At 55.9% G+C, this 18,912-nt stretch carries 20 protein-coding genes and 1 pseudogene; 10 read left to right on the top strand and 11 right to left on the bottom strand.

Annotation, left to right across the window (positions count from 1 at the left end):
* Positions 1-120 precede the first annotated feature (120 nt).
* Positions 121-216, bottom strand: a pseudogene (locus KHU29_RS22385) (LysR family transcriptional regulator); the annotation flags it as partial.
* A 43-nt stretch (positions 217-259) separates the two neighbouring features.
* On the opposite strand from KHU29_RS22385, the gene KHU29_RS16590 reads away from it, so the two are divergent.
* Complete coding sequence (locus tag KHU29_RS16590; protein ID WP_211453918.1) at positions 260-1,498, top strand: YbfB/YjiJ family MFS transporter; 1,239 nt, start codon at positions 260-262, stop codon at positions 1,496-1,498.
* 9 nt (positions 1,499-1,507) lie between these two features.
* On the top strand, positions 1,508-2,125 hold the full coding sequence (locus KHU29_RS16595; protein WP_211453920.1) for a carboxymuconolactone decarboxylase family protein: 618 nt from the start codon (positions 1,508-1,510) through the stop codon (positions 2,123-2,125).
* Positions 2,126-2,365: 240 nt separating this feature from the next.
* Here KHU29_RS16595 and KHU29_RS16600 read toward each other — a convergent pair whose 3' ends face one another.
* From KHU29_RS16600 to KHU29_RS16615, 4 genes are all read right to left on the bottom strand, one after another.
* Positions 2,366-2,893 (bottom strand): DinB family protein, encoded by a 528-nt coding sequence (locus KHU29_RS16600; protein WP_211453922.1) that lies wholly within the window; start codon positions 2,891-2,893, stop codon positions 2,366-2,368.
* Between the two features lie 344 nt (positions 2,894-3,237).
* The gene (locus KHU29_RS16605) at positions 3,238-3,639 is read right to left on the bottom strand and encodes a nuclear transport factor 2 family protein (RefSeq protein WP_211453924.1); all 402 of its coding nucleotides are present in this window, start codon (positions 3,637-3,639) and stop codon (positions 3,238-3,240) included.
* A gap of 52 nt (positions 3,640-3,691) precedes the next feature.
* Complete coding sequence (locus tag KHU29_RS16610; RefSeq protein ID WP_211453926.1) at positions 3,692-3,976, bottom strand: KTSC domain-containing protein; 285 nt, start codon at positions 3,974-3,976, stop codon at positions 3,692-3,694.
* An 83-nt stretch (positions 3,977-4,059) separates the two neighbouring features.
* Positions 4,060-4,971: a LysR family transcriptional regulator gene (locus KHU29_RS16615; RefSeq protein WP_211453928.1), complete on the bottom strand. Its 912-nt coding sequence runs from the start codon at positions 4,969-4,971 to the stop codon at positions 4,060-4,062.
* Positions 4,972-5,121: 150 nt separating this feature from the next.
* On the opposite strand from KHU29_RS16615, the gene KHU29_RS16620 reads away from it, so the two are divergent.
* A complete protein-coding gene (locus KHU29_RS16620) occupies positions 5,122-6,381 on the top strand; it encodes an MFS transporter (protein WP_211453930.1) in 1,260 nt (419 codons plus the stop codon).
* 70 nt (positions 6,382-6,451) lie between these two features.
* Here KHU29_RS16620 and KHU29_RS16625 read toward each other — a convergent pair whose 3' ends face one another.
* Both KHU29_RS16625 and KHU29_RS16630 read right to left on the bottom strand, forming a co-directional pair.
* Positions 6,452-7,750 carry a solute carrier family 23 protein gene (locus KHU29_RS16625; protein ID WP_211453932.1) on the bottom strand — a complete coding sequence of 433 codons (1,299 nt, stop codon included), beginning with the start codon at positions 7,748-7,750 and terminating at the stop codon, positions 6,452-6,454.
* 247 nt (positions 7,751-7,997) lie between these two features.
* Positions 7,998-8,516: a DUF1269 domain-containing protein gene (locus KHU29_RS16630; protein WP_211453934.1), complete on the bottom strand. Its 519-nt coding sequence runs from the start codon at positions 8,514-8,516 to the stop codon at positions 7,998-8,000.
* A gap of 122 nt (positions 8,517-8,638) precedes the next feature.
* On the opposite strand from KHU29_RS16630, the gene KHU29_RS16635 reads away from it, so the two are divergent.
* The gene (locus tag KHU29_RS16635) at positions 8,639-8,941 is read left to right on the top strand and encodes an antibiotic biosynthesis monooxygenase family protein (protein WP_211453937.1); all 303 of its coding nucleotides are present in this window, start codon (positions 8,639-8,641) and stop codon (positions 8,939-8,941) included.
* 244 nt (positions 8,942-9,185) lie between these two features.
* Here KHU29_RS16635 and KHU29_RS22390 read toward each other — a convergent pair whose 3' ends face one another.
* Complete coding sequence (locus KHU29_RS22390) at positions 9,186-9,506, bottom strand: DUF3563 family protein (protein WP_343216067.1); 321 nt, start codon at positions 9,504-9,506, stop codon at positions 9,186-9,188.
* A 175-nt stretch (positions 9,507-9,681) separates the two neighbouring features.
* Here KHU29_RS22390 and sbcB point away from each other — a divergent pair, with 175 nt between their 5' ends.
* Positions 9,682-11,124 carry an exodeoxyribonuclease I gene (gene sbcB / locus KHU29_RS16645; RefSeq protein WP_211453938.1) on the top strand — a complete coding sequence of 481 codons (1,443 nt, stop codon included), beginning with the start codon at positions 9,682-9,684 and terminating at the stop codon, positions 11,122-11,124.
* Between the two features lie 37 nt (positions 11,125-11,161).
* On the opposite strand, the gene speG is transcribed toward sbcB, so the two are convergent.
* The gene (gene speG, locus KHU29_RS16650; protein ID WP_211453940.1) at positions 11,162-11,698 is read right to left on the bottom strand and encodes a spermidine N1-acetyltransferase; all 537 of its coding nucleotides are present in this window, start codon (positions 11,696-11,698) and stop codon (positions 11,162-11,164) included.
* A gap of 81 nt (positions 11,699-11,779) precedes the next feature.
* Positions 11,780-14,275, bottom strand: a complete 2,496-nt coding sequence (locus tag KHU29_RS16655) for an acyl-CoA dehydrogenase (protein ID WP_211453942.1) — start codon at positions 14,273-14,275, stop codon at positions 11,780-11,782.
* A 566-nt stretch (positions 14,276-14,841) separates the two neighbouring features.
* Between KHU29_RS16655 and KHU29_RS16660 the strand changes: the two genes are divergently transcribed.
* The 5 genes from KHU29_RS16660 (at position 14,842) to KHU29_RS16680 (ending at position 17,958) form a co-directional block, all read left to right on the top strand.
* Positions 14,842-15,960, top strand: coding sequence for an SDR family oxidoreductase (locus KHU29_RS16660; protein WP_211453944.1), 1,119 nt, complete (start codon positions 14,842-14,844; stop codon positions 15,958-15,960).
* Between the two features lie 105 nt (positions 15,961-16,065).
* Complete coding sequence (gene ypfJ, locus KHU29_RS16665; protein WP_211453946.1) at positions 16,066-16,959, top strand: KPN_02809 family neutral zinc metallopeptidase; 894 nt, start codon at positions 16,066-16,068, stop codon at positions 16,957-16,959.
* Positions 16,960-16,997: 38 nt separating this feature from the next.
* Positions 16,998-17,381 (top strand): MAPEG family protein, encoded by a 384-nt coding sequence (locus KHU29_RS16670; protein ID WP_211453948.1) that lies wholly within the window; start codon positions 16,998-17,000, stop codon positions 17,379-17,381.
* A gap of 32 nt (positions 17,382-17,413) precedes the next feature.
* The gene (locus tag KHU29_RS16675; protein ID WP_211453950.1) at positions 17,414-17,701 is read left to right on the top strand and encodes a hypothetical protein; all 288 of its coding nucleotides are present in this window, start codon (positions 17,414-17,416) and stop codon (positions 17,699-17,701) included.
* A gap of 26 nt (positions 17,702-17,727) precedes the next feature.
* Positions 17,728-17,958 (top strand): RNA-binding S4 domain-containing protein, encoded by a 231-nt coding sequence (locus KHU29_RS16680; protein WP_092413611.1) that lies wholly within the window; start codon positions 17,728-17,730, stop codon positions 17,956-17,958.
* A 56-nt stretch (positions 17,959-18,014) separates the two neighbouring features.
* On the opposite strand, the gene KHU29_RS16685 is transcribed toward KHU29_RS16680, so the two are convergent.
* On the bottom strand, positions 18,015-18,884 hold the full coding sequence (locus KHU29_RS16685) for an MBL fold metallo-hydrolase (RefSeq protein WP_211453953.1): 870 nt from the start codon (positions 18,882-18,884) through the stop codon (positions 18,015-18,017).
* Between the last annotated feature and the right edge of the window lie 28 nt (positions 18,885-18,912).

An 18,912-nucleotide genomic window follows, 5' to 3' on the forward strand; every position in this document is an offset into this window, starting at 1 on the left:
TTTGATCATTTTGACGACCTCAAGCTTAAAGCTGGGGTCGAAATTGCGGCGTTGCCTTGTCATGCAAATCTCCTCGGATGGTGGATTGTCCACCTATCGAGGTGTCCGGGCAAATTAGACCACTACAGACGGCACACGGTGCAGCTTCTCTGCTGCCCGAGTCACGCCTCCTTCCTCCACGACTGTTCGGAAGATGGCCAGGGATTCCAAATCGATTATTCTCACGTGGAGAATGGTACTCCACATTTATTCATTAGTCATGAAGCCTCAATTAGGCTTTAATAAGCCTATGATGACTTCAATCCTTTCCCCTAATATTAAATCGGGTCGAGCCGCCGTGATGTTCTGTGCGGCAGCACTGATCTCCTTGGCGGTTGCCATGGGGGTAGGTCGTTTTGCCTTCACCCCCCTTTTTCCTTTGATGGTTCGAGATGACCTGCTTAACAGTGAAACTGGTGCGCTGCTCGCGGCCAGCAATTACCTCGGATACCTCTTGGGTGCTTTGCTGGCGGCCCGAATAAAGGTGAAGTCCACAACGCTTCTCGCCATAGGGTTGATCAGCATCGTGGCAGTCACTGCGGCCGTGGGCTGTACCGCATCCATTGCTTCTTGGGCAATCCTTCGGTTCATAGCAGGAGTGATGAGTGCCTGGACCTTGGTTGCCACGAGCGCATGGGGCTTGGGGTGGCTAGCCTCTTTTGGCCGCCCGAATCTGGCTGGGGTCATTTTCGCGGGTGTTGGGCTCGGTATTGCGGCAGCGGGCATGTTTTGTCTTATCGTCGCCGGGCCTGAAGTCTCATCGTTGAAGATGTGGATTGAATTGGCGTCCCTCGCGGCAATAGCGGTACTAATTCCATTAGCAGTAAGTTGGCACCTGCCGGTCCCGGTTATCGACACAGGGGCGCCAGCTTCGCAAAGCTCCTCGCACAATGCATCCTCCAACACCGGCGGCTTGATTGTCTGCTACACCCTGTTCGGATTCGGGTACATCCTGCCGGCTACCTATCTGCCTGCGCTGGCCCGGCAGTTGGTGGATGACCCCCAGGTATTCGGTTGGGCTTGGCCCTTGTTCGGGATCGCTGCGGCGTTGTCCACGGTTGTGGTGGCCTGGGGGCTGAAAAAAGCGAATCGTCTGAGCGTGTGGGCGGCTTCCCATGTCTTCATGGCGATTGGCGTGTTGCTGCCCAGTAGTTGGGCCTCGCTTGTTAGTGTGGTGATCGCCGCATTGTTGGTGGGCGGCACGTTCATGGTGATCACGATGCTTGGCATGCAGGAAGCCCGCGCCCGTGTTCGAGGCAATGCCACCGCGATCTTGGGACGGATGACTGCGGGGTTCGCGTTTGGACAATTGATGGGTCCTGTTGCGTCCGCTGCCATTGGCCGTTTCACCGCAGATTACTCCACTGCCTTGAACTATGCCATGGCGCTGTCGGCAGCCGGCTTGCTTTTAAGCGCTTTCTACCTGTGGCGAGAGGTACGTCGCCATAATTTTCGCTAAGGAGTATTGATGAATAACCCTACCCATCTCAGAAATACCCCGCAGGGGTTTGGCTTTTCAACATCGGAACGATTACCCATTCCCGAGCGCGATGCCATGAGCGAAGCGCAGCGGACAGCGGCGGACGCCATCATTAACGGCCCGCGTAAGGCAATCTTCGGTCCTTTCATCCCGTTGCTACAGACGCCAGTGCTGATGGAACGCATCGGGAAGACTGGTGAAGCCTTGCGATTTGATGGGGCGCTGCCGGACATCATCCGCGAACTTGTCATTTGTGTCGTTGCAAGGGAAACGGGGAACCAGTTTGAATGGCAGACTCATGTGCCTTTGGCCATCAAGGCAGGCGTGCCCCCGGAGGCAATCAATTCACTAGCAGCGGGAAGGCGACCGCGAGGTCTGCCCGTTAACGAAGCATGCGCAGTCGATTTTGTTAGAGAGTTGATGCTCAGGCATGGGGTCAGTGATGAAACCTATGCTGAGGCGTTCTCCTGTTTTGGGCAGCCGGGGACGGTGGAACTCACGGCGCTTGTCGGCTACTTCGTCATGGTGTGCTGGGTCATGAATGTCGCCCGTACGCCCGGCCCGAGTGGTTCAACAACGCCTGGCCTAACAGACTTCCCAGGGTAGCGCTATCCGGCAAGATAATCATGCGAGCGCGCTTGGCTTTGAATGCATCCAGGGGCGACAATGTCCGCACTGCCGCCCTTTCGCTGATACATCATGGATGTCTGCTTTCCTACGAACAGCAGACGAAAAACCAACGGATTCCTTTAGACGATGAGGGACTGCTCTTGGTCGATTCCTGCCATCTCCTCTTTGCGAGGAGTCGCCCGAGGGTGACGCCTCGCGTGGAGTTATGGTTGGGGGTTAGAGGTTTTCGACTATCCGATTTGGTTCGCGTCGCTCGGGCTCGGACTTATGCAGATAGGCGGTAAATATGTCGCGCGGGGGAGGAACCGCAGCCCGGTTCATAATACCTCCAACCGCGCCACGGTGGTAGCCGCCGTGCGTCGCAACGTGGGCAAGTATTTCTTCCCGTGACATTCGCCCCTGCCCACCGTCCGTAAACCGAAACGACACGTACTCAGACAGAAGCTCCGGACGCAACTTGGAAATGTACTCAATGTACCAACTGTCCGATTCAGTCACGACACTGTGCAATTCTCGCAGCGTGGGCGTCTCGGCCGTGTTTGTAGCTGCGTAGGAATGAGGGGAGCCAGACAGATGGGCTGCGAAGATGCGGTCTACCACAAAGATATGGTTCAGGATGCGGATTGCATTTTGCCGCTCAGCATGATGAGTTACCGGGTCCAATTTCTGAAGCTCTGTGAACAGCTCCGCATTGGCCCAGGCTTTGTACTTGAACAAGGAAAGCAGCAAGGTGGAGGCGCTCATGTTGGTGGATAGCCTGATTGTGAAAAAAGTATTCGTTGTATGCTGCCACACAGATATTGGCTAAGCAACATCAACCTGGCTAGGTTCGCGAATGTCCTTTCGTGGCCGATAGTTCGCAGTCGCTATCGCCACACAAATTGTGGAGAGATACTAATGCCGTTAAGTTAAGGTTACCGGTTATAGCGCTTGGTACGTCATTCCCGCGAACGCGGGAATCCATTTTAACCACCATACTGTGCAACATGGATCCCCGCGTTCGCGGGGATGACGGAGTGACCGCATTGGTCCATCTAAAGAATACCGTTCGTGGCTTAACTTAACGGCATTATGGAGAGATACCAATTTTATCGCTGTTGTGCTGCGTCACGCTGAAGCATCTGACCCATCAATTCATGAATTTTGTTGACAGCCTTTAGCGGGCGGATCATCACCTTGAAGTGTGTAATCAGGCCCTTGTCGTTCCACGTAATCATGTCCACACCGTTGATCAGGATTCCGTCGCAGGTTGTTTGGAACTCCAACACTGCGGAATCAGGCCCGAGCCATTCATTCAAGTATCGGAACGGGCCATTGTTTAAGACATGCAACGCGGCGGCAAGGTATTTGCTCGTGATCGCATTACCACTTTGGGGGGTGTGAACAACCGGCGATTCGAACACCACATCATCGGCGAGCAATGCTTTCAATGAGGTGATGTCACGCGACCTGACAATTTCGTGCCAGCGCTCAATTGTGGAATATGCCATGGCTACTTGTCTCGTATCTTGGAATTACGAAAAAATAATATCGATCCACCGATTAAGGTTCTGCATCGTCGCTGGCAGCTTTGAACAGTTCGTCGAGGGGATTATCAGGCTTCTTTTCGGTGCGCGCGACACCTCGACGACCTGTGAATTCCTCTTCTATGTTGTCGCGGTAATAGCTCCACGCCGAACCCGTGGTCGACAGCCGGCGCCAGACCTCGTTCCCGACACCCGAATAATCTATTATGCTTCCATCCTCGAATTCGACCCGCAGCGTACGCTCTCGCGGTTCATATCCGATAGCGCGTAGTTTGCCGGCATTGATGCGCTTCATTTCCATGACTGCCTCCTATCTCCTATGTATGCGTATTCTACGGGGCCCCATGATTTTCATCATGGCGAACCTATGCCACAACTGCCGGTTCAAACCAGCAAATGCTCCTCCGCATCCAGCATCTCGCTCATATCCTGGCGTAAACGCGCGATCGGCGCCGCCAACCGTCCCGGTGCGCGGGCGTGCACCAGCCAGGTATTCACGCCGGCCTTGAATTCCGCTACCTGCAACACCCGCAACTGATCGCGAAATGCACTGCGCGCCAAGGCGCCAGGCATGACCATGCCGATGCCAACCCCGCGCGCCACCAACGACAACTGCAGTTCGGTGCCGAAAGTTTCGACCGCAACATCAACCGGCAAACGCGCAGCGTCCAGCGCATGCCGGATCGAGCGGCGGATGCCGCAGCCATCCTGGTTCAAGACCCAGGCTTGCGATGCCAGTTCCTGCAACGACAAGCGGCCCTCGCGCAATCCCGCTTCACGGTGCGCCACGATCACCGGCATCTGGTGGCTAAGCAAATGTGTCGTCAGTGTATTGGGCGGCATCACGTCGTCTGGCAAAACCACTGCCGCGGCATCGATCGCATTGCTTTCCAGCAGAGTCAGCAAGGTCGGCGACCAACCGGTTGTGATGCGCAAGGTCAACTTGGCGAATTCAGCGCGTAAGCGATCAATCGGGTGGGTCAGGGCCAGTTCCGCCAGAAACGGTGCCACGCCCAGACGAAACTCACCGCTCGCCTCCGAACCCGGTTCTACGCCGGCCAGCAAATCCGCAACCGATCCCAGCACACGGCGGCCACGCTGATAAACCTCGCGGCCGGCAGCGGTAGGTTTCAGCGGTTTCGACTGGCGTTCCAGCAGGGCGACTCCCAACCTGTCTTCCAGGCTTTGGACGCGCCGGCTGATGCCCGGCTGCGTCAGATGCAGGCGGGTTGCAGCCGCAACAATCGAGCCGGTCTCGACCACGGCCACGAAAGCCTCGATATCGTGAGTATTCACAACAAACTCGCATAATAGTTATGATAATAATTCACTTGTAGCATAAAGATCGTAGATGCACAATCACCCCCATTGAAAACCGTTTGCCAGGGACAGGACTACTCCGCTCCCGCTGCAAGCCATACCGTGCTACGCCACACGAAAAATGTCATGAACGCACCCTTGCCCCCCAATGCCACCTATCCTGCCTCGCAAACAGTCACCGCGCATGCTGCAAATGACGGGATCCCGGCCGCGCTGCAAATATTGTTTGCTACCGCAGTCGGGATTACAGTCATTAACCTATTTGCAACTCAGACCCTGATCGCCCCGATTGCGGCTGCGCTGGGCCTTGATTCCCGTTTGAGCGGCATGGTCGCCATGCTGCCGCAATTGGGCTATGCCGCCGGCCTGATCCTGCTGGTGCCGCTGGCCGATCTGCTGGAAAACCGCCAGTTGATCGTGCGCCTGCTGGCTTGCTGCGCGCTGGCCTTGGCAGCGGCGGCCGTGTCGACTTCGAGTTGGGTATTCTTGCTGGCGATCTTCCTGGCGGGCAGCGCCTCCAGCGCGATCCAGATCATGGTGCCGCTGGCCGCCCTGCTGGCTTGCGAAGCGTATCGCGGCAGAGTGGTCGGTAATGTGATGAGCGGCCTGATGCTGGGCATTCTGCTATCGCGGCCGCTGGCCAGCTTGCTGGTGGATCTCGGCGGCTGGCGTTTGCTGTATCTGGTGCTGACCGCATCGGTAGCAGTGGTGGCAGCCACTTTAAGCCGCACACTGCCAACCCGGCAACCGGTTGCCAGCCTGTCTTACCTGGCCTTGATCGGATCCCTGTGGAATTTGCTGCTGAGCCAGCCGGTCCTGCGCCGGCGCGCGTTGACCGCCGCATTGGCGATGGCTACCTTCAGCCTGTTCTGGACCGCCGTTGCGCTGCTTTTGACGCAATCGCCCTTCAATCTGAATCAGCGCCATATCGCCCTGTTTGCGCTGGCGGGTGCCGCCGGAGCCATTGCAGCGCCGCTCGCCGGCCGCATCGGCGACCGCGGATGGAGCCGGCCCGCCAGCCTGGCCGCGCATCTGCTGATGATCACCGCACTGCTGCTGGCCGGTGTCGCCGGCGCCGGTTGGGGCGGCTTTACGATTGCCACCCATCCGTTGCTGGCGGTCGGCCTGCTGGTGCTCGCCGCGATCGGCCTGGATGCCGGCGTCACCACCGATCAGACTTTGGGCCGGCGCGCCATCAACCTGTTGCAGCCGGAAGCGCGCGGACGATTGAACGGTTTATTCGTCGGCATCTTTTTTGTCGGCGGCGCACTCGGTGCGGCCAGTGCCGCGCTGGCCTGGGTCAATGGCGGCTGGACTGCAGTCTGCCTGCTAGGCATTGCTTATGCGACTACAACGCTAGTGATTGGCGCGTTGCAGAAGCATTGAACTATAAAAAAACTGCACAAGGCATACCCTTGCGCAGTTTTTTATGCGCGAACAAAACACCAGGCCTAACTCAGGCCTTCTTTTCCCGCAACAAAGCATGCAGGATAATCGCGCCAAAAGTCGCGGTGCCGATGCCGCCCAAGGAAAATTGACCAAGCTTCAAGGTAAAGTCGCCGGCCCCCAGCACCAAGGTTACTGCGGCAACGATCAAATTGCGATTGTTCGAAAAATCCACCTTGTTTTCAACCCAGATGCGCGCGCCCGAGACCGCTATCAGGCCGAACACCACAATCGAAACGCCGCCCAGCACTGCACCTGGAATGGTTTGAATCACGGCGCCGAACTTCGGTGAAAAACCCAGGATGATTGCCAGGCCAGCCGCCACCACGAATACCAAGGTCGAATAAATCTTGGTCACCGCCATCACGCCGATATTTTCAGCATAGGTGGTGACGCCGGTGCCGCCGACGCTGCCTGACACAATCGTCGCCAGGCCATCGCCGACGAAGGCGCGGCCCATGTATTTATCGAGATTCTGCCCGGTCATGGCGGCTACCGCCTTGATATGTCCCAGGTTTTCCGCCACCAGGATAATCGCAATCGGCGCCAGCAAAGCCATCGCATCGGCCTTGAAGACCGGTGCGGAAAAATGCGGGATGCCGAACCAGGCAGCATTGGCAACGATGCCGAAATCAATCGGCTTGCCAAGCCCGGCGCCATTGGTCAGCAGCGCATAAATCACATACGCCAGCATCAAGCCGACCAGTATCAGCAGTCGCTGCAGCATGCCGCGCGCAAACACGGCAACGCCGCCGACGCATAAGACCGTCCCCAGCGCCATCCAGGCATCGAAATTATTGCCGCTGACACCCTTCACCGCAATCGGCGCCAGATTGAGCCCGATCACGGCCACCACCGCACCGGTCACTACCGGCGGCATCAGGGTTTCGATCCAGCGCGTACCGATCGCCATCACCAGCAAACCGATCAGCGCATACACCACGCCGCAGGCAATGATACCGCCCAACGCCACGCCAAGATTGGGATTGAGTCCATGGCCGCCGTAAGCGCTAACTGCAATCACCAGGCCGATAAAAGAAAAGCTGGAACCAAGGTAGCTCGGTACCCGGCCGCCCACCAGGACAAAGAACAGCAAAGTGCCGATGCCCGACATGAAAATCGCCAGGTTAGGATCGAAACCCATCAGCAGCGGCGCCAGCACCGTCGAACCGAACATCGCTACAACGTGCTGCACCCCCATGGCGAACGTCTGGGGCCACGGCAAACGCTCGTCGGCAGCAATAACCTGCCCCTGCCCATCCGCCGTGCTGGCGCGCAGGCGCCATTTGGGAAAATAAGAAGCTGCCATGCATTTCCTCCCTGTATGTCGATTTACCTGCCTGCCATGACTGGGTCAGGTACTAACTGAGCCGGGCGGACACCGTAAAACCGTATGATTGATTTTGTTTTTAACCGGAAGGTAGTGTACGAAGCTAACAACAAAATAACAATCGATCAGCAAAAAATGAGAGGGAAATCAGGAAGAATTACAGCGCAACCGGCATAAAAAAACACCGGCGGGATGGCCGGTGTTTATTATCGCTAGTCCGATGAAATTATGGAAAGACCGGAAGATGTTTTTCCACGCCAGAGAAAGCGGCTTCCGGATGACGCTTCTCGATTAGCTCCTCAATTTCCGGCACACGCTTGAACGGCACGTCGATCAGGAGCAATATCTTGCCCTCTTCAATCCCTGCATGGAACGCTTTCAGGCGGGAATTGGGCAGCGCCGCCGCCGCCATTCCTGACATCCAGCTACCCAGCACCGCTCCGGCCAGCGTCAAACCCACCAACGCCAGCCAGTTCAGGTGCACCCACTCCGGAGGGAAATACACCAGCCACATGCCCAGCAGCAGACCTAGCACACCGCCTGCCAGCAAGCCTATTTCTGCTCCATTGGCGAGATCGGTTTTGTGTAACACATTGGCTTCAGGCATATCTGCTGGCAATGTCCCGTCAGCGCCCCAGAAGTGAATGTGCCGAATCCCGACCCGGGCCAACAGCAATTCGTCTAGTGTGCTGCGTGCACTGGAAACGTCCGGCAACATGAAATAAAGTCGTTGTCTGCCCAACATGATGGTCTCCTATGACTGGTTATGCTTTCAGCATAGTCAATCAGCAAGGAATCCACAAAGGTTGATTGCCGCTAAAAATGCGACAATCCAGATTCCGCCAACCAACAACGATGGAAATCCCCATGATTCTCGAATTAGCCGATATCCGCATCCAACCCGGTAAACAACAGGAATTTGATGCCGCCATTCAACGCGGAGTTGAACAAATCATCAGCAAAGCCAAAGGTTTTGCCGGTTTCAAGGTACACAAGGGCATTGAATCGCCGGAACGCTATGTGCTGACGATTTCCTGGCAAACGCTGGAAAACCATACTGTGGACTTTCGCGAATCGCCGGCATTTGCCGAATGGCGTGCGATAGTCGGGCCATTTTTCGCAGTGGCGCCAGTCGTCGAGCATTTCACGCTGGTGACGGAATCAAACTGAATGAATGGCAGGAATTAATACCAGGAAGCGTGAACAGAAATGCACTGTGTGAGCAGCAGGGCAACCCGGTCTGACGGCCAATGCCGGCGGGATGCCCGACTGCTACGCAGTGATATGGATGAAATGCATGATACTGAAGCACTACTTACAACTACTACTTACAACTACTACTTGCAACTACTACTTAAAACTACTGCTTACTGCCGGCAATTAACTGCCGTAAAACCTGACGTTATACTTAAACTTAGAAACCCTTGATCCAAGCTGCAGTCTGGGCGCTTTCACGGTCCAGGCGTTGCATGCGATATTCCAGGTCGTACAAATCGACTGCTTCTGCCAGGTAAGCTTCTTTACGTGCTGCTTCCGAACGCTCATAAGCATTGCCGACGCGCTTGAAGAAAGCAGCGACACCGCTGAAAATGCCGGCAACTTGTACCGAAGAAGCTGGACGGGAAATGCTAGAACTGTTGCTGATTGTCATTGTAGACATGATAGTTTCCTCTTTCGTTTTGCGTTCACCGCAAGCCAATTGTTGCGTCGCACAATCAGAATAGCGTTTCCCCATTAATTATCCAATTTCGATTGCCAATAGCAGTTATCAGTTTGGTGAATTTAAGGGGCTAAAAGCCCTATTTCAGTGTTTCTTACGATTTGGCTTAAAGCGTTGTAAAACTGCTATACAGGCGTGGAAAGATGCCTGTAAACTGCTGCACCTCCCTCAAGCACGTTAGCCCTCATCAATGTCAACGCATACCTTCCTCTGGCACGACTACGAAACTTTTGGCGTACAACCGCGACGCGACCGTCCGGCGCAATTTGCAGCAATCCGCACGGATGCCGAATTGAATGAAATCGGTGAACCGATCATGCTGTATTGCCAACCGGCAAATGACTTCTTGCCTGATCCGCAGTCTTGCCTGATTACCGGCATCACGCCGCAGGTATGCCTGGAACGCGGCGTTGCCGAATACCAGTTCGCGGCACAGATTGAAAAAGCGTTTTCCGAGCCTGGCACCATAGGCGTCGGTTACAACACGATCCGGTTTGACGACGAGGTCACGCGTTTCCTGTTCTGGCGCAACCTGATCGATCCTTATGCGCGCGAATGGCAAAACCAGTGCGGCCGCTGGGATATCCTGGATGTGGTGCGCACCGCATACGCCTTACGCCCGGATGGTATCCAATGGCCGGTCAACGACGAGGGACGGCCGAGTTTTCGCCTGGAACACCTGACCGCCGCCAATGGCCTCAGCCACGAAGCCGCGCATGATGCGCTGTCCGATGTGCGGGCGACGATAGCCCTGGCGCGATTGATCCGGCAGCATCAACCGAAATTATTCGATTTCTGCCTCGCGCTACACAAGAAAGATCGCGCCGGCGCTGAAATCGGCTTGCCGACACCGCGCCCGTTCCTGCATATTTCCGGCATGTTCCCCGCCGAACGCGGCTGCCTCGCGGTCATGTGGCCGCTTGGTGTGCATCCCACCAACAAGAACGAAATACTGGCCTGGGATTTGGCGTTTGATCCCAGCGAACTATTTTCCATGGATGCGGATACCGTACGTACCCGGCTGTTCAGCAAAACCGACGCCTTGCCTGAGGGTGTAACGCGATTACCGTTGAAATCGGTGCATCTGAATAAATCGCCGATGGTGATCAACAAATTGCAAACGCTGTCGGCCGACATGGCTGCGCGCTGGGGTATAGATATTCCGCTGGCGTTGCGCCATGCCGAGATTGCAGCCCGGGCGCCTGATCTCAGCGGCTTATGGCGCCAGGTGTTCCAGCGCCCGGAAGAAGCCGCTAACGATGTCGACGAAGACTTGTATGGCGGGTTCATCGGCAATAACGATCGCCGCAAATTGAATGAATTGCGCGCTCTGCCGCCGCAAAAGCTGGCGGCTGCCCTTGCTGCATCTTTCAGCTTTGACGATCAGCGCCTCGAAGAACTGGCGTTCCGCTACCGCGCCCGCAACTTCCCTGAAACCTTGACTGCGGAAGACCAGCAGCGCTGGGAAGAGCACCGCGCCGCCCGCCTGTTCGATGGCGAAGGCAAGGCACGCACGGTGGATATGCTGTTTGAAGAGATCGATAATTTATCGGAATCCGCAGACGAACGGGGTGAAGAAATTCTCGGCGCCTTGTACGATTATGCAGAAATGATCGCACCGGCACGCGATTAACTTGCCTTTCGGAAACCTGTCGAGCCGGAAAAACATCTCAACGCGGTCGTTTAGCCAGATATTCAGGCTGGAACATGCACATGCGAACCGCGTCGCGATACACGCCGTTGATGAAAAACTCGCTTTTCAGCTCGCTTTCCAGTTCAAATCCGCATTTTTGATAAATGTGGATCGCCTTTTGGTTTTCCTTATCGACGTACAGGTAGAGCTTGTATAAATTGAGCACGCAGAACGCGTATTCAATCGCCAGCCGGGTTGCGCGTTCGGCATAACCCTTGCCCTGCGCACCCGGCGCAACAATAATCTGGAATTCCGCGCGCCGATGAATGTGGGTGATCTCGACCAGCTCGACCAGCCCCACCATTTCGCCGTTGTCGCTTTCCAGGATAAAACGCCGTTCGCTTTGATCATGTACGTGCTGGTCGTACAGTTGCACCAGTTCGACGTACGCTTCGTACGGCTCTTCGAACCAATAGCGCATGATGTTGCTGTTGTTGTCGAGCTGATGCACAAAGTGCAAATCGTTACGTTCCAGGGGCCGCAGTTTCAGGCCCGGCTGCACCAGGGTAGTCATTTGATTTCTTTCGTACTTGTTGCAAATTCCGTTGTTGAATTCCGTTGTTGAATTCTATGATTGTTGTGCTTAAGCCCCCCGCTAGCGCTGAGCCTGAGACTGCGCCTGCATGCGCTTCTGTACCGATTCCAGCAGGTTGAAATCCTGCGGGAAATCATCTACCTGAACACTGGTATCGCCGTAACGCGCATAGTCCTGCAACACCTGCTGCTCTTGCTCGGTGATGTCGCCGCTGGCTGCCGCGGCGGCTATCCAGTGCGGCATCTCGATCAGGCTTTGCGGCATGGACGCCAGCGAACCAGCCTGGAACGCCGGCTTGAGCCGCGCTTCGATTGCAACCACCTGCGGGATCAACTGAAAAGCCAGCTCGCCAAAGGCAAGCGGCGATTGCTCTGCACTTGGCATGTGCATGCCGGCGGTCAGCCGGTCGCGGCTGTCGCCGTTGGTTTGCATGATCCGGGCTACCGTACTGTCCAGTGCGTCAGATGGCAACTGGTAAGGCCGGCCGAAAGGAAAGGCGATCAAACGCAACAGGAATGCCACGATGCGATTCGGAAAATTATCCAGCACACTCAGGTAGGCTTCCTGCGCCTGATGCAAGGCATCTTGTATCGCCCAGTGCACGTAGGGCAAATCTTCCTGCGGCCGGCCGTCATCCTCGTAGCGCTTGAGTACACTGGATATCATGTACAGTTGCGACAGTATGTCACCCAGCCGTCCGGAGATGCGCTCGCGGAATTTCAATGCGCCGCCGAATATGAACATCGACATATCGCTCAGCAAGGCGAACGCTGCCGACATGCGGTTAACCGCGCGATAAAAATGCCGCAACTCTTGCGGCGCTGCCCGCGGCGCACCTGGCGAACTGCCGCTAGACAATCCGGCCAGCAACGTCCGTGAAAAATTGGCGAACACAAAACTGATGTGCCCGAAGAATGCCTGGTCGAATTCAACCAGGGCTTTGCCTTGATCCATCTCGCCGGCGGCACTCATTTCTTTCAGCACGTAAGGATGGCAACGAATCGCACCCTGGCCGAAAATGATCAGGCAACGCGTCAGGATATTTGCGCCTTCAACCGTAATCGCGATCGGCATCTGCTGATAACTGCGCGCCAGGAAATTATTCGGCCCCATGCAAATACCCTTGCCACCCAACACATCCATGCCGGCATTGACCAGGACCCGGCCGCGCTCGGTCACGTGATATTTGGAGATTGCCGAAATCACCGAAGGTTTTTCTCCGGCATCCACCGCCAGCGCCGACAGTCTGCGCACCGCATCCATCAGATACAGGTTGCCACCCATGCGCGCCAGCATTTCGTGTATTCCTTCGAATTTGCCGATCGGAATACGGAATTGATGCCGCATCGCGACATAAGCACTGGTGCCACGTACCGCCAGCTTGGAAAAACCGACAGTCGAAGACGGCAACGAAATTGCGCGGCCGGCGGCCAGGCATTCCATCAACATGCGCCAGCCCTTGCCGATCTGTTCGCGGCCGCCAATCACCCAGTCGAGCGGGATGAAAACGTCTTTACCTGAGGTCGGACCGTTCTGGAACACCGCATTCAAAGGCCAGTGACGGCGCCCCGTCACCACTCCGGGATGATTGGCCGGGATCAGCGCGCAGGTAATACCCAGGTCTGTCATGCCATCGGTCGTCAGCAATTGATCCGGATCATGGACCCGGAACGCCAGCCCCAGCACCGTCGCTACCGGCGCCAACGTGATATAGCGCTTGTCCCAGGTGATCCTGAAACCCAGCATTTCCTGGCCGTCGTAGCTGCCTACGCACACCACGCCGATATCCGGGATCGCCGCCGCGTCGGAACCGGCGTAGGGACTGGTCAAGGCAAAACACGGGATTTCCTCGCCGGCGGCCAGCCGCGGCAGGAAATAATCCTTTTGTATTTCAGTGCCGTATTGCAACAGTAATTCAGCCGGCCCCAGCGAGTTCGGCACCATCACCGAAATCGCCGCAGCTGAACAATGCGACGACAACTTCATGATCACTTGCGAATGCATGTAAGCAGAGAATTCCTTGCCGCCATATTGCTTGGGAATGATCATGCCAAGGAAGCCTTTCTCCTTGACGAACTGCCAGGCCTGCGGCGGCAGGTCTTGCCATACCTCGGTGCTGTCCCAGTCGCTGACAAGGCCGCACAACTGCTCGACTTCGTTATCGAAGAAAGCCTGCTCTTCCTCCGTCAGCTTCGGCGGCGCCAGTTGAAGCAGCTTGTCCCAGGCCGGTTTGCCGGAAAACAGTTCGGCGTCCCACCAGGTAGTGCCGGCCTCGATTGCATCGCGCTCGGTCTGCGACATGCGCGGCAAGATGCGCTGGAATACTTTCAATATCGGACGGCTCAGCAGGCTGTACCGCAATGGTTTGACGGCCACGATCAGGGCCGGAATCACCAACAGCAGCAACAGTAGTATCGCTGCCAGCAGACCGATCCCGGCCAGCCAGAATCCGCCCCCGATCCAGAGCAGGATGGCAAGCAGCCAAAACCAGGCGCTGACGCGCAACTGCATTAATGCCATAGCGCCGATAAGCAGCGCTGCGATCCAATAGAACATGTTGACTCCCAATTTGGCGGTTCATCGCGCGCACATCCTGGTCATGCCGAGATAGGATTAAAGACTGAAAACCGAAGACTGAATAACGGCTATCGACGCAGGACAAAACGCAGGACAAGGCAGGACCGAATGTAGAACGCCCCCCCCCCCCCGAAGGACTTCCCAACGGGCATCCCAGGCAAAAGCGTTGCCCGATAATATGACCCGGTAGTTCTTTCTTTAACCTTTGGTCACTTTTTATCTGACGAAAGTTCACAGAAAGCAAATTTAAATGTTATGCAACATTCATTCAGCATGCGAATTTGATAATCAAAAAAGGAATGTCACATTCGTAACATGAAATTTTTTGTAAATCTTTGTATCGGTTTGTCAACCCTACTATAGAATCGCGCGTTACGATGTCTATATGTGCATTTGCAATCTTGCGCGACGCATGAAAAATCATAACAAAAAGTCAAGTCGCCAGGTTTAGCAAGCAACCCATCGTCATAAACTACCCGTAGCCAGCCCAAACAGCAGGCAACCATCAACTCACTTTAGATAAGTTACAAGAGCACACGCCTTTCATGAATAATTTAATTTTGATGACCGGTGCGACCGGCTTTCTAGGTGGCGCCAATGCAGTCGAAGCAATTCATCGCGGTCTAGGTAAAAATCTATTGCTGTTGGCGCGGGCGGAAACTCCTGCTGCAGCGCACGCCAGGGTTGTCGAAAATTTGCAGTTGCTGGGCGCGAGTGCGGCTGACGTTGCACAAATCAGCGTCGATCAAATCCTTTGCTCCGACTTGTCGGAACTTGATAGCGTTAGCAACGATCCGCGCCTGGATCGGGTATCGATAGTGATCCATTCAGCTGCGCTGGCTACTTTCTCGAATCATCCTTTGCTCGAAACAATCAATGTCGATGGCACCGTGGCGCTCGGCAAGCTGATGCATCAGCGGCCCGCCTTGAAGCGCTTCATGTACATCGGCACCGCCATGGCTTGCGGTGAAGGCGCCGGCATCAACGCCGTGGTAAAAGAACGGATCGACCTGCCGCTCGGCGGCGAGCACCTGGTGGCATATACCCGCTCCAAGGCATTGGGCGAAAAGAAATTGCGCGACATGTATCCCGACCTGCCGGTGGTTTATGTCAGGCCGTCGATTATTGTCGGCCACACCAAGCTGGGTTGCGCACCGTCGCAAAGTATTTTCTGGGTCTTCATGGTTTGGCAATTGCTAGGCGCACTGACCACCTCGCTCGATGAAAAAGTCGATGTGGTGCCGGTTGACTGGTGTGCCCAGGCCATCATCGACCTGGCCCAGAAAGATACGCTGACACACAACGTATTCCATATCTCGGCCGGACTCGGCTCCAGCGTATCGTTCCGCGAAATCGACCTGGCGCTGGCCGCCGCTCGCGGCATCGAGCCGATCGGCCCTACTTACAAGCAAATCACGCCGGATGCTATCGCCACCCTGCTGCCACGCATGCGTGAATGCGTACCGGAATGCAACGATCGGCTGCTGCTGCGCGCACTCAAGCTGTACGGTGCGTTTGCCGGCCTGAATTATGTATTTAGCAACGAAAACCTGCTTGCCGAAGGGATCCAGCCAGCGCCACGCTTCACCGACTACATTCCACTCTGCGTCGAATCGGCAAAACACATTCCGATTGCCGAACAGATGAAATGGGATTTCAAATAAATCAAATAGTTTTCACAATATCTGACCGTAGTTTTGCACCAATGTGTTGCCCGCTGTGGCTATTCCGTTAGAATTGCTAACTAACAATTAACAGGGGAAGCAGCCATGAAATGGGAAGGCAATCGGGAAAGTGACAACGTCGAAGACCGCCGCAGTGACGATGGCGGTGGCGGCGGTGGTGGTTTCGGCGGCGGCCGCTCCATCGGACTTGGTACTATCGCCATTGCGCTGGTGGCGTCCTATTTCTTCGGCATCAGCCCGACTACCATCATCAGCCTGCTAAGCGGCGGCCCGGTCAGCCAGCCGCAGACGCAATCGCAGCAAGCCCCCGGGCCCAGACGCGCGGCACCGGCGGAAGACCGGCAGACCAAATTCGTGCGCACCGTGCTGGCCGATACCGAAGACGTCTGGACCCAGATCTTCCGCGCCAATGGCAAGACGTATGCGCCGCCGACCCTGGTGCTGTTTTCCGGCGCCACCGGCACCGCATGCGGCACCGGCCAAACCGCTTCCGGCCCTTTTTACTGCCCCGGTGACCGCAAGGTATACATCGACCTCAGCTTTTATCAATTGATGCAGCAGCGCTTTCATGTATCCGGTGAATTTGCGCAAGCTTACGTGATCGCCCATGAAGTCGGCCATCACGTGCAAAACATGATGGGCATCATGGACAAGGTCCACAGCGCCGAACGCCAGATGTCGAAAGCACAGGCGAACGCCATGTCGGTGCGGCTCGAACTGCAAGCCGATTGCCTGGCCGGAGTCTGGGCCTTCCACGCCAACCAGGCGCGCAGCATCCTGGAGCAAGGTGATGTCGAAGGCGCTTTGAACGCCGCTACGGCGATCGGCGACGATGCCTTGCAAAAACAGGAACAGGGTTATGTCGTGCCGGACTCGTTTACCCATGGCACTTCGGCGCAACGGGTACGCTGGTTCAAGCAGGGTGTCAGCAGCGGCGAAGTCAAATCCTGCAATACTTTTGAAGTAAAGACACTCTAACGGAGTGTCTCAGAATGTCTCATTAACCGGGAATACCTATGACAATCGCTTATTGGTGCGTACTGATAGCTGGATTGATGCCGGTATTTACGATCGTGATCGCCAAGCGTGGCCGCCCCGACTTTAACAACGCCGAACCGCGCGCCTGGCTGGAGAAACAATCGGGAATACGGCGTCGTGCCGACTATGCGCATCGTAATCATTTCGAGGCGTTCCCGTTTTTTGCCGCCGGTGTAATCATTGCGCAGCAGGTACATGCGGCGCAAAATATATTGAATTTGCTGGCAGTGATCTTCATCATCGCCCGCATCGCCTATACCGTCTTGTACCTGAAAGATCTCCCTAGCCAGCGCTCGGCCGTGTGGGGCATTGCCTTCGCGGCCGCGATCGGCTTGTTCGTATTGGCGGGACTGACACATTAGACCAACCATTCACTAAACCAGATAGTTACAACATGCAGCACCAAGACACCATTCAACTACTGCGCGATGCCGTAAGCGCGTTGCACAATAACGGCAGCAGCGTGGCCGCCTTGTGCAAAACCTGGCGTGCGCAGGCTGCGCTGCTCTCATCCCTGCCGCCCCGCTTTGCGGAAGTGGCGGAAAATTTTCTCGGACGACTGGAAGCCGGCAGCCTGTTCTCTGAAGAGAGCTGCTCGTTCAGTCAGCAGGATCTGCTGGACCATCTGCACGTCTGGCTGGATCAGGCACAGCTGGCGTTGAACCGCACAGCCAACACCTGAACACTTATTTATCTCATCGGAATACTATGCAACAACTGGAATTACGCCTCAACAGCGATTACGTCGAACTCAATCAACTGCTCAAGCTGACCGGCGTGTGCGACAGCGGCGGCGCCGGCAAGGCACTGGTTGCCAGCGGCGTGGTGGCGGTCGACGGCAAAATTGAACTACGCAAGACCTGCAAGATTCAAGCTGGTCAAAAAGTGACCATCGGCGACCTTCTTATCTACGTGCTGCCCCGGCGCAACGCCGGCTGATCGTTAGCTGGCGCCGGGCAGATACAAGAGATGGCCGTCACCGCTCTTTAGTTACTTCACCAGACGACATCCAGCGGGATCTTCAGATAGCGCACACCGTTCTCTTCTGCTGCTGGTAACACACCGGCACAGATATTGAGCTGGATCGACGGCAGCATCAAAGTTGGCAAGCCCAACGTGGCATCGCGCCGATTACGCATGGCGATGAATTCATTCTCGCTGATACCATCGCGCACATGGATGTTTTTTGCGCGTTGCTCGGCAACGCTCGCCTCGCAGGCCGGAGCCCGGCCATCGGGTGGATAATCGTGGCATACGAACAGCCGTGTCGACGGCGGCAAACTCAACAACCTGCTCACCGAATGGTACAGACTGCTGGCGCTGCCACCGGGGAAATCGCAGCGTGCTGAACCCAGGTCCGGCATGAACAGCGTATCGCCGACAAACGCCACATCCTGCTCTACCAGATAAGCCATGTCGGCCGGCGTATGCCCTGGAACATGCAATGCTTGCGCGCGCAAGCTGCCGATGTGGAAAACTTCGTCAGGCGCGAACAAATAATCGAACTGGGAGCCATCCAGCAAAAATTCCGATTGCAGGTTGAAGATTTTTTTGAATACTCCCTGCACTACCCTGATCTGATTGCCGATGGCGATTGCGCCGCCCAGATGCTGGCGCAGATAAGGTGCAGCCGATATGTGATCGGCGTGGGCGTGGGTTTCCAGCAACCATTGCACCTTCAAGTCCTTGCTGCGCACGAACTCGATCACACGATCAGCCGATGCGGTGGAAGTGCGGCCGGCAATCGGATCATAATCAAGCACCGAATCGATAATCGCGCACTCGCTACCCGCCGCAGCATAAACCACATAGGTAAACGTGGAGGTATCTTGATCGAAAACGACTTCTATTTGTGGTTTTGTCATTTGACCGCATCCTTAACTCAGCTACAAA

Source organism: Collimonas antrihumi (genome assembly GCF_018304965.1).
Lineage (GTDB): Bacteria > Pseudomonadota > Gammaproteobacteria > Burkholderiales > Burkholderiaceae_D > Collimonas > Collimonas antrihumi.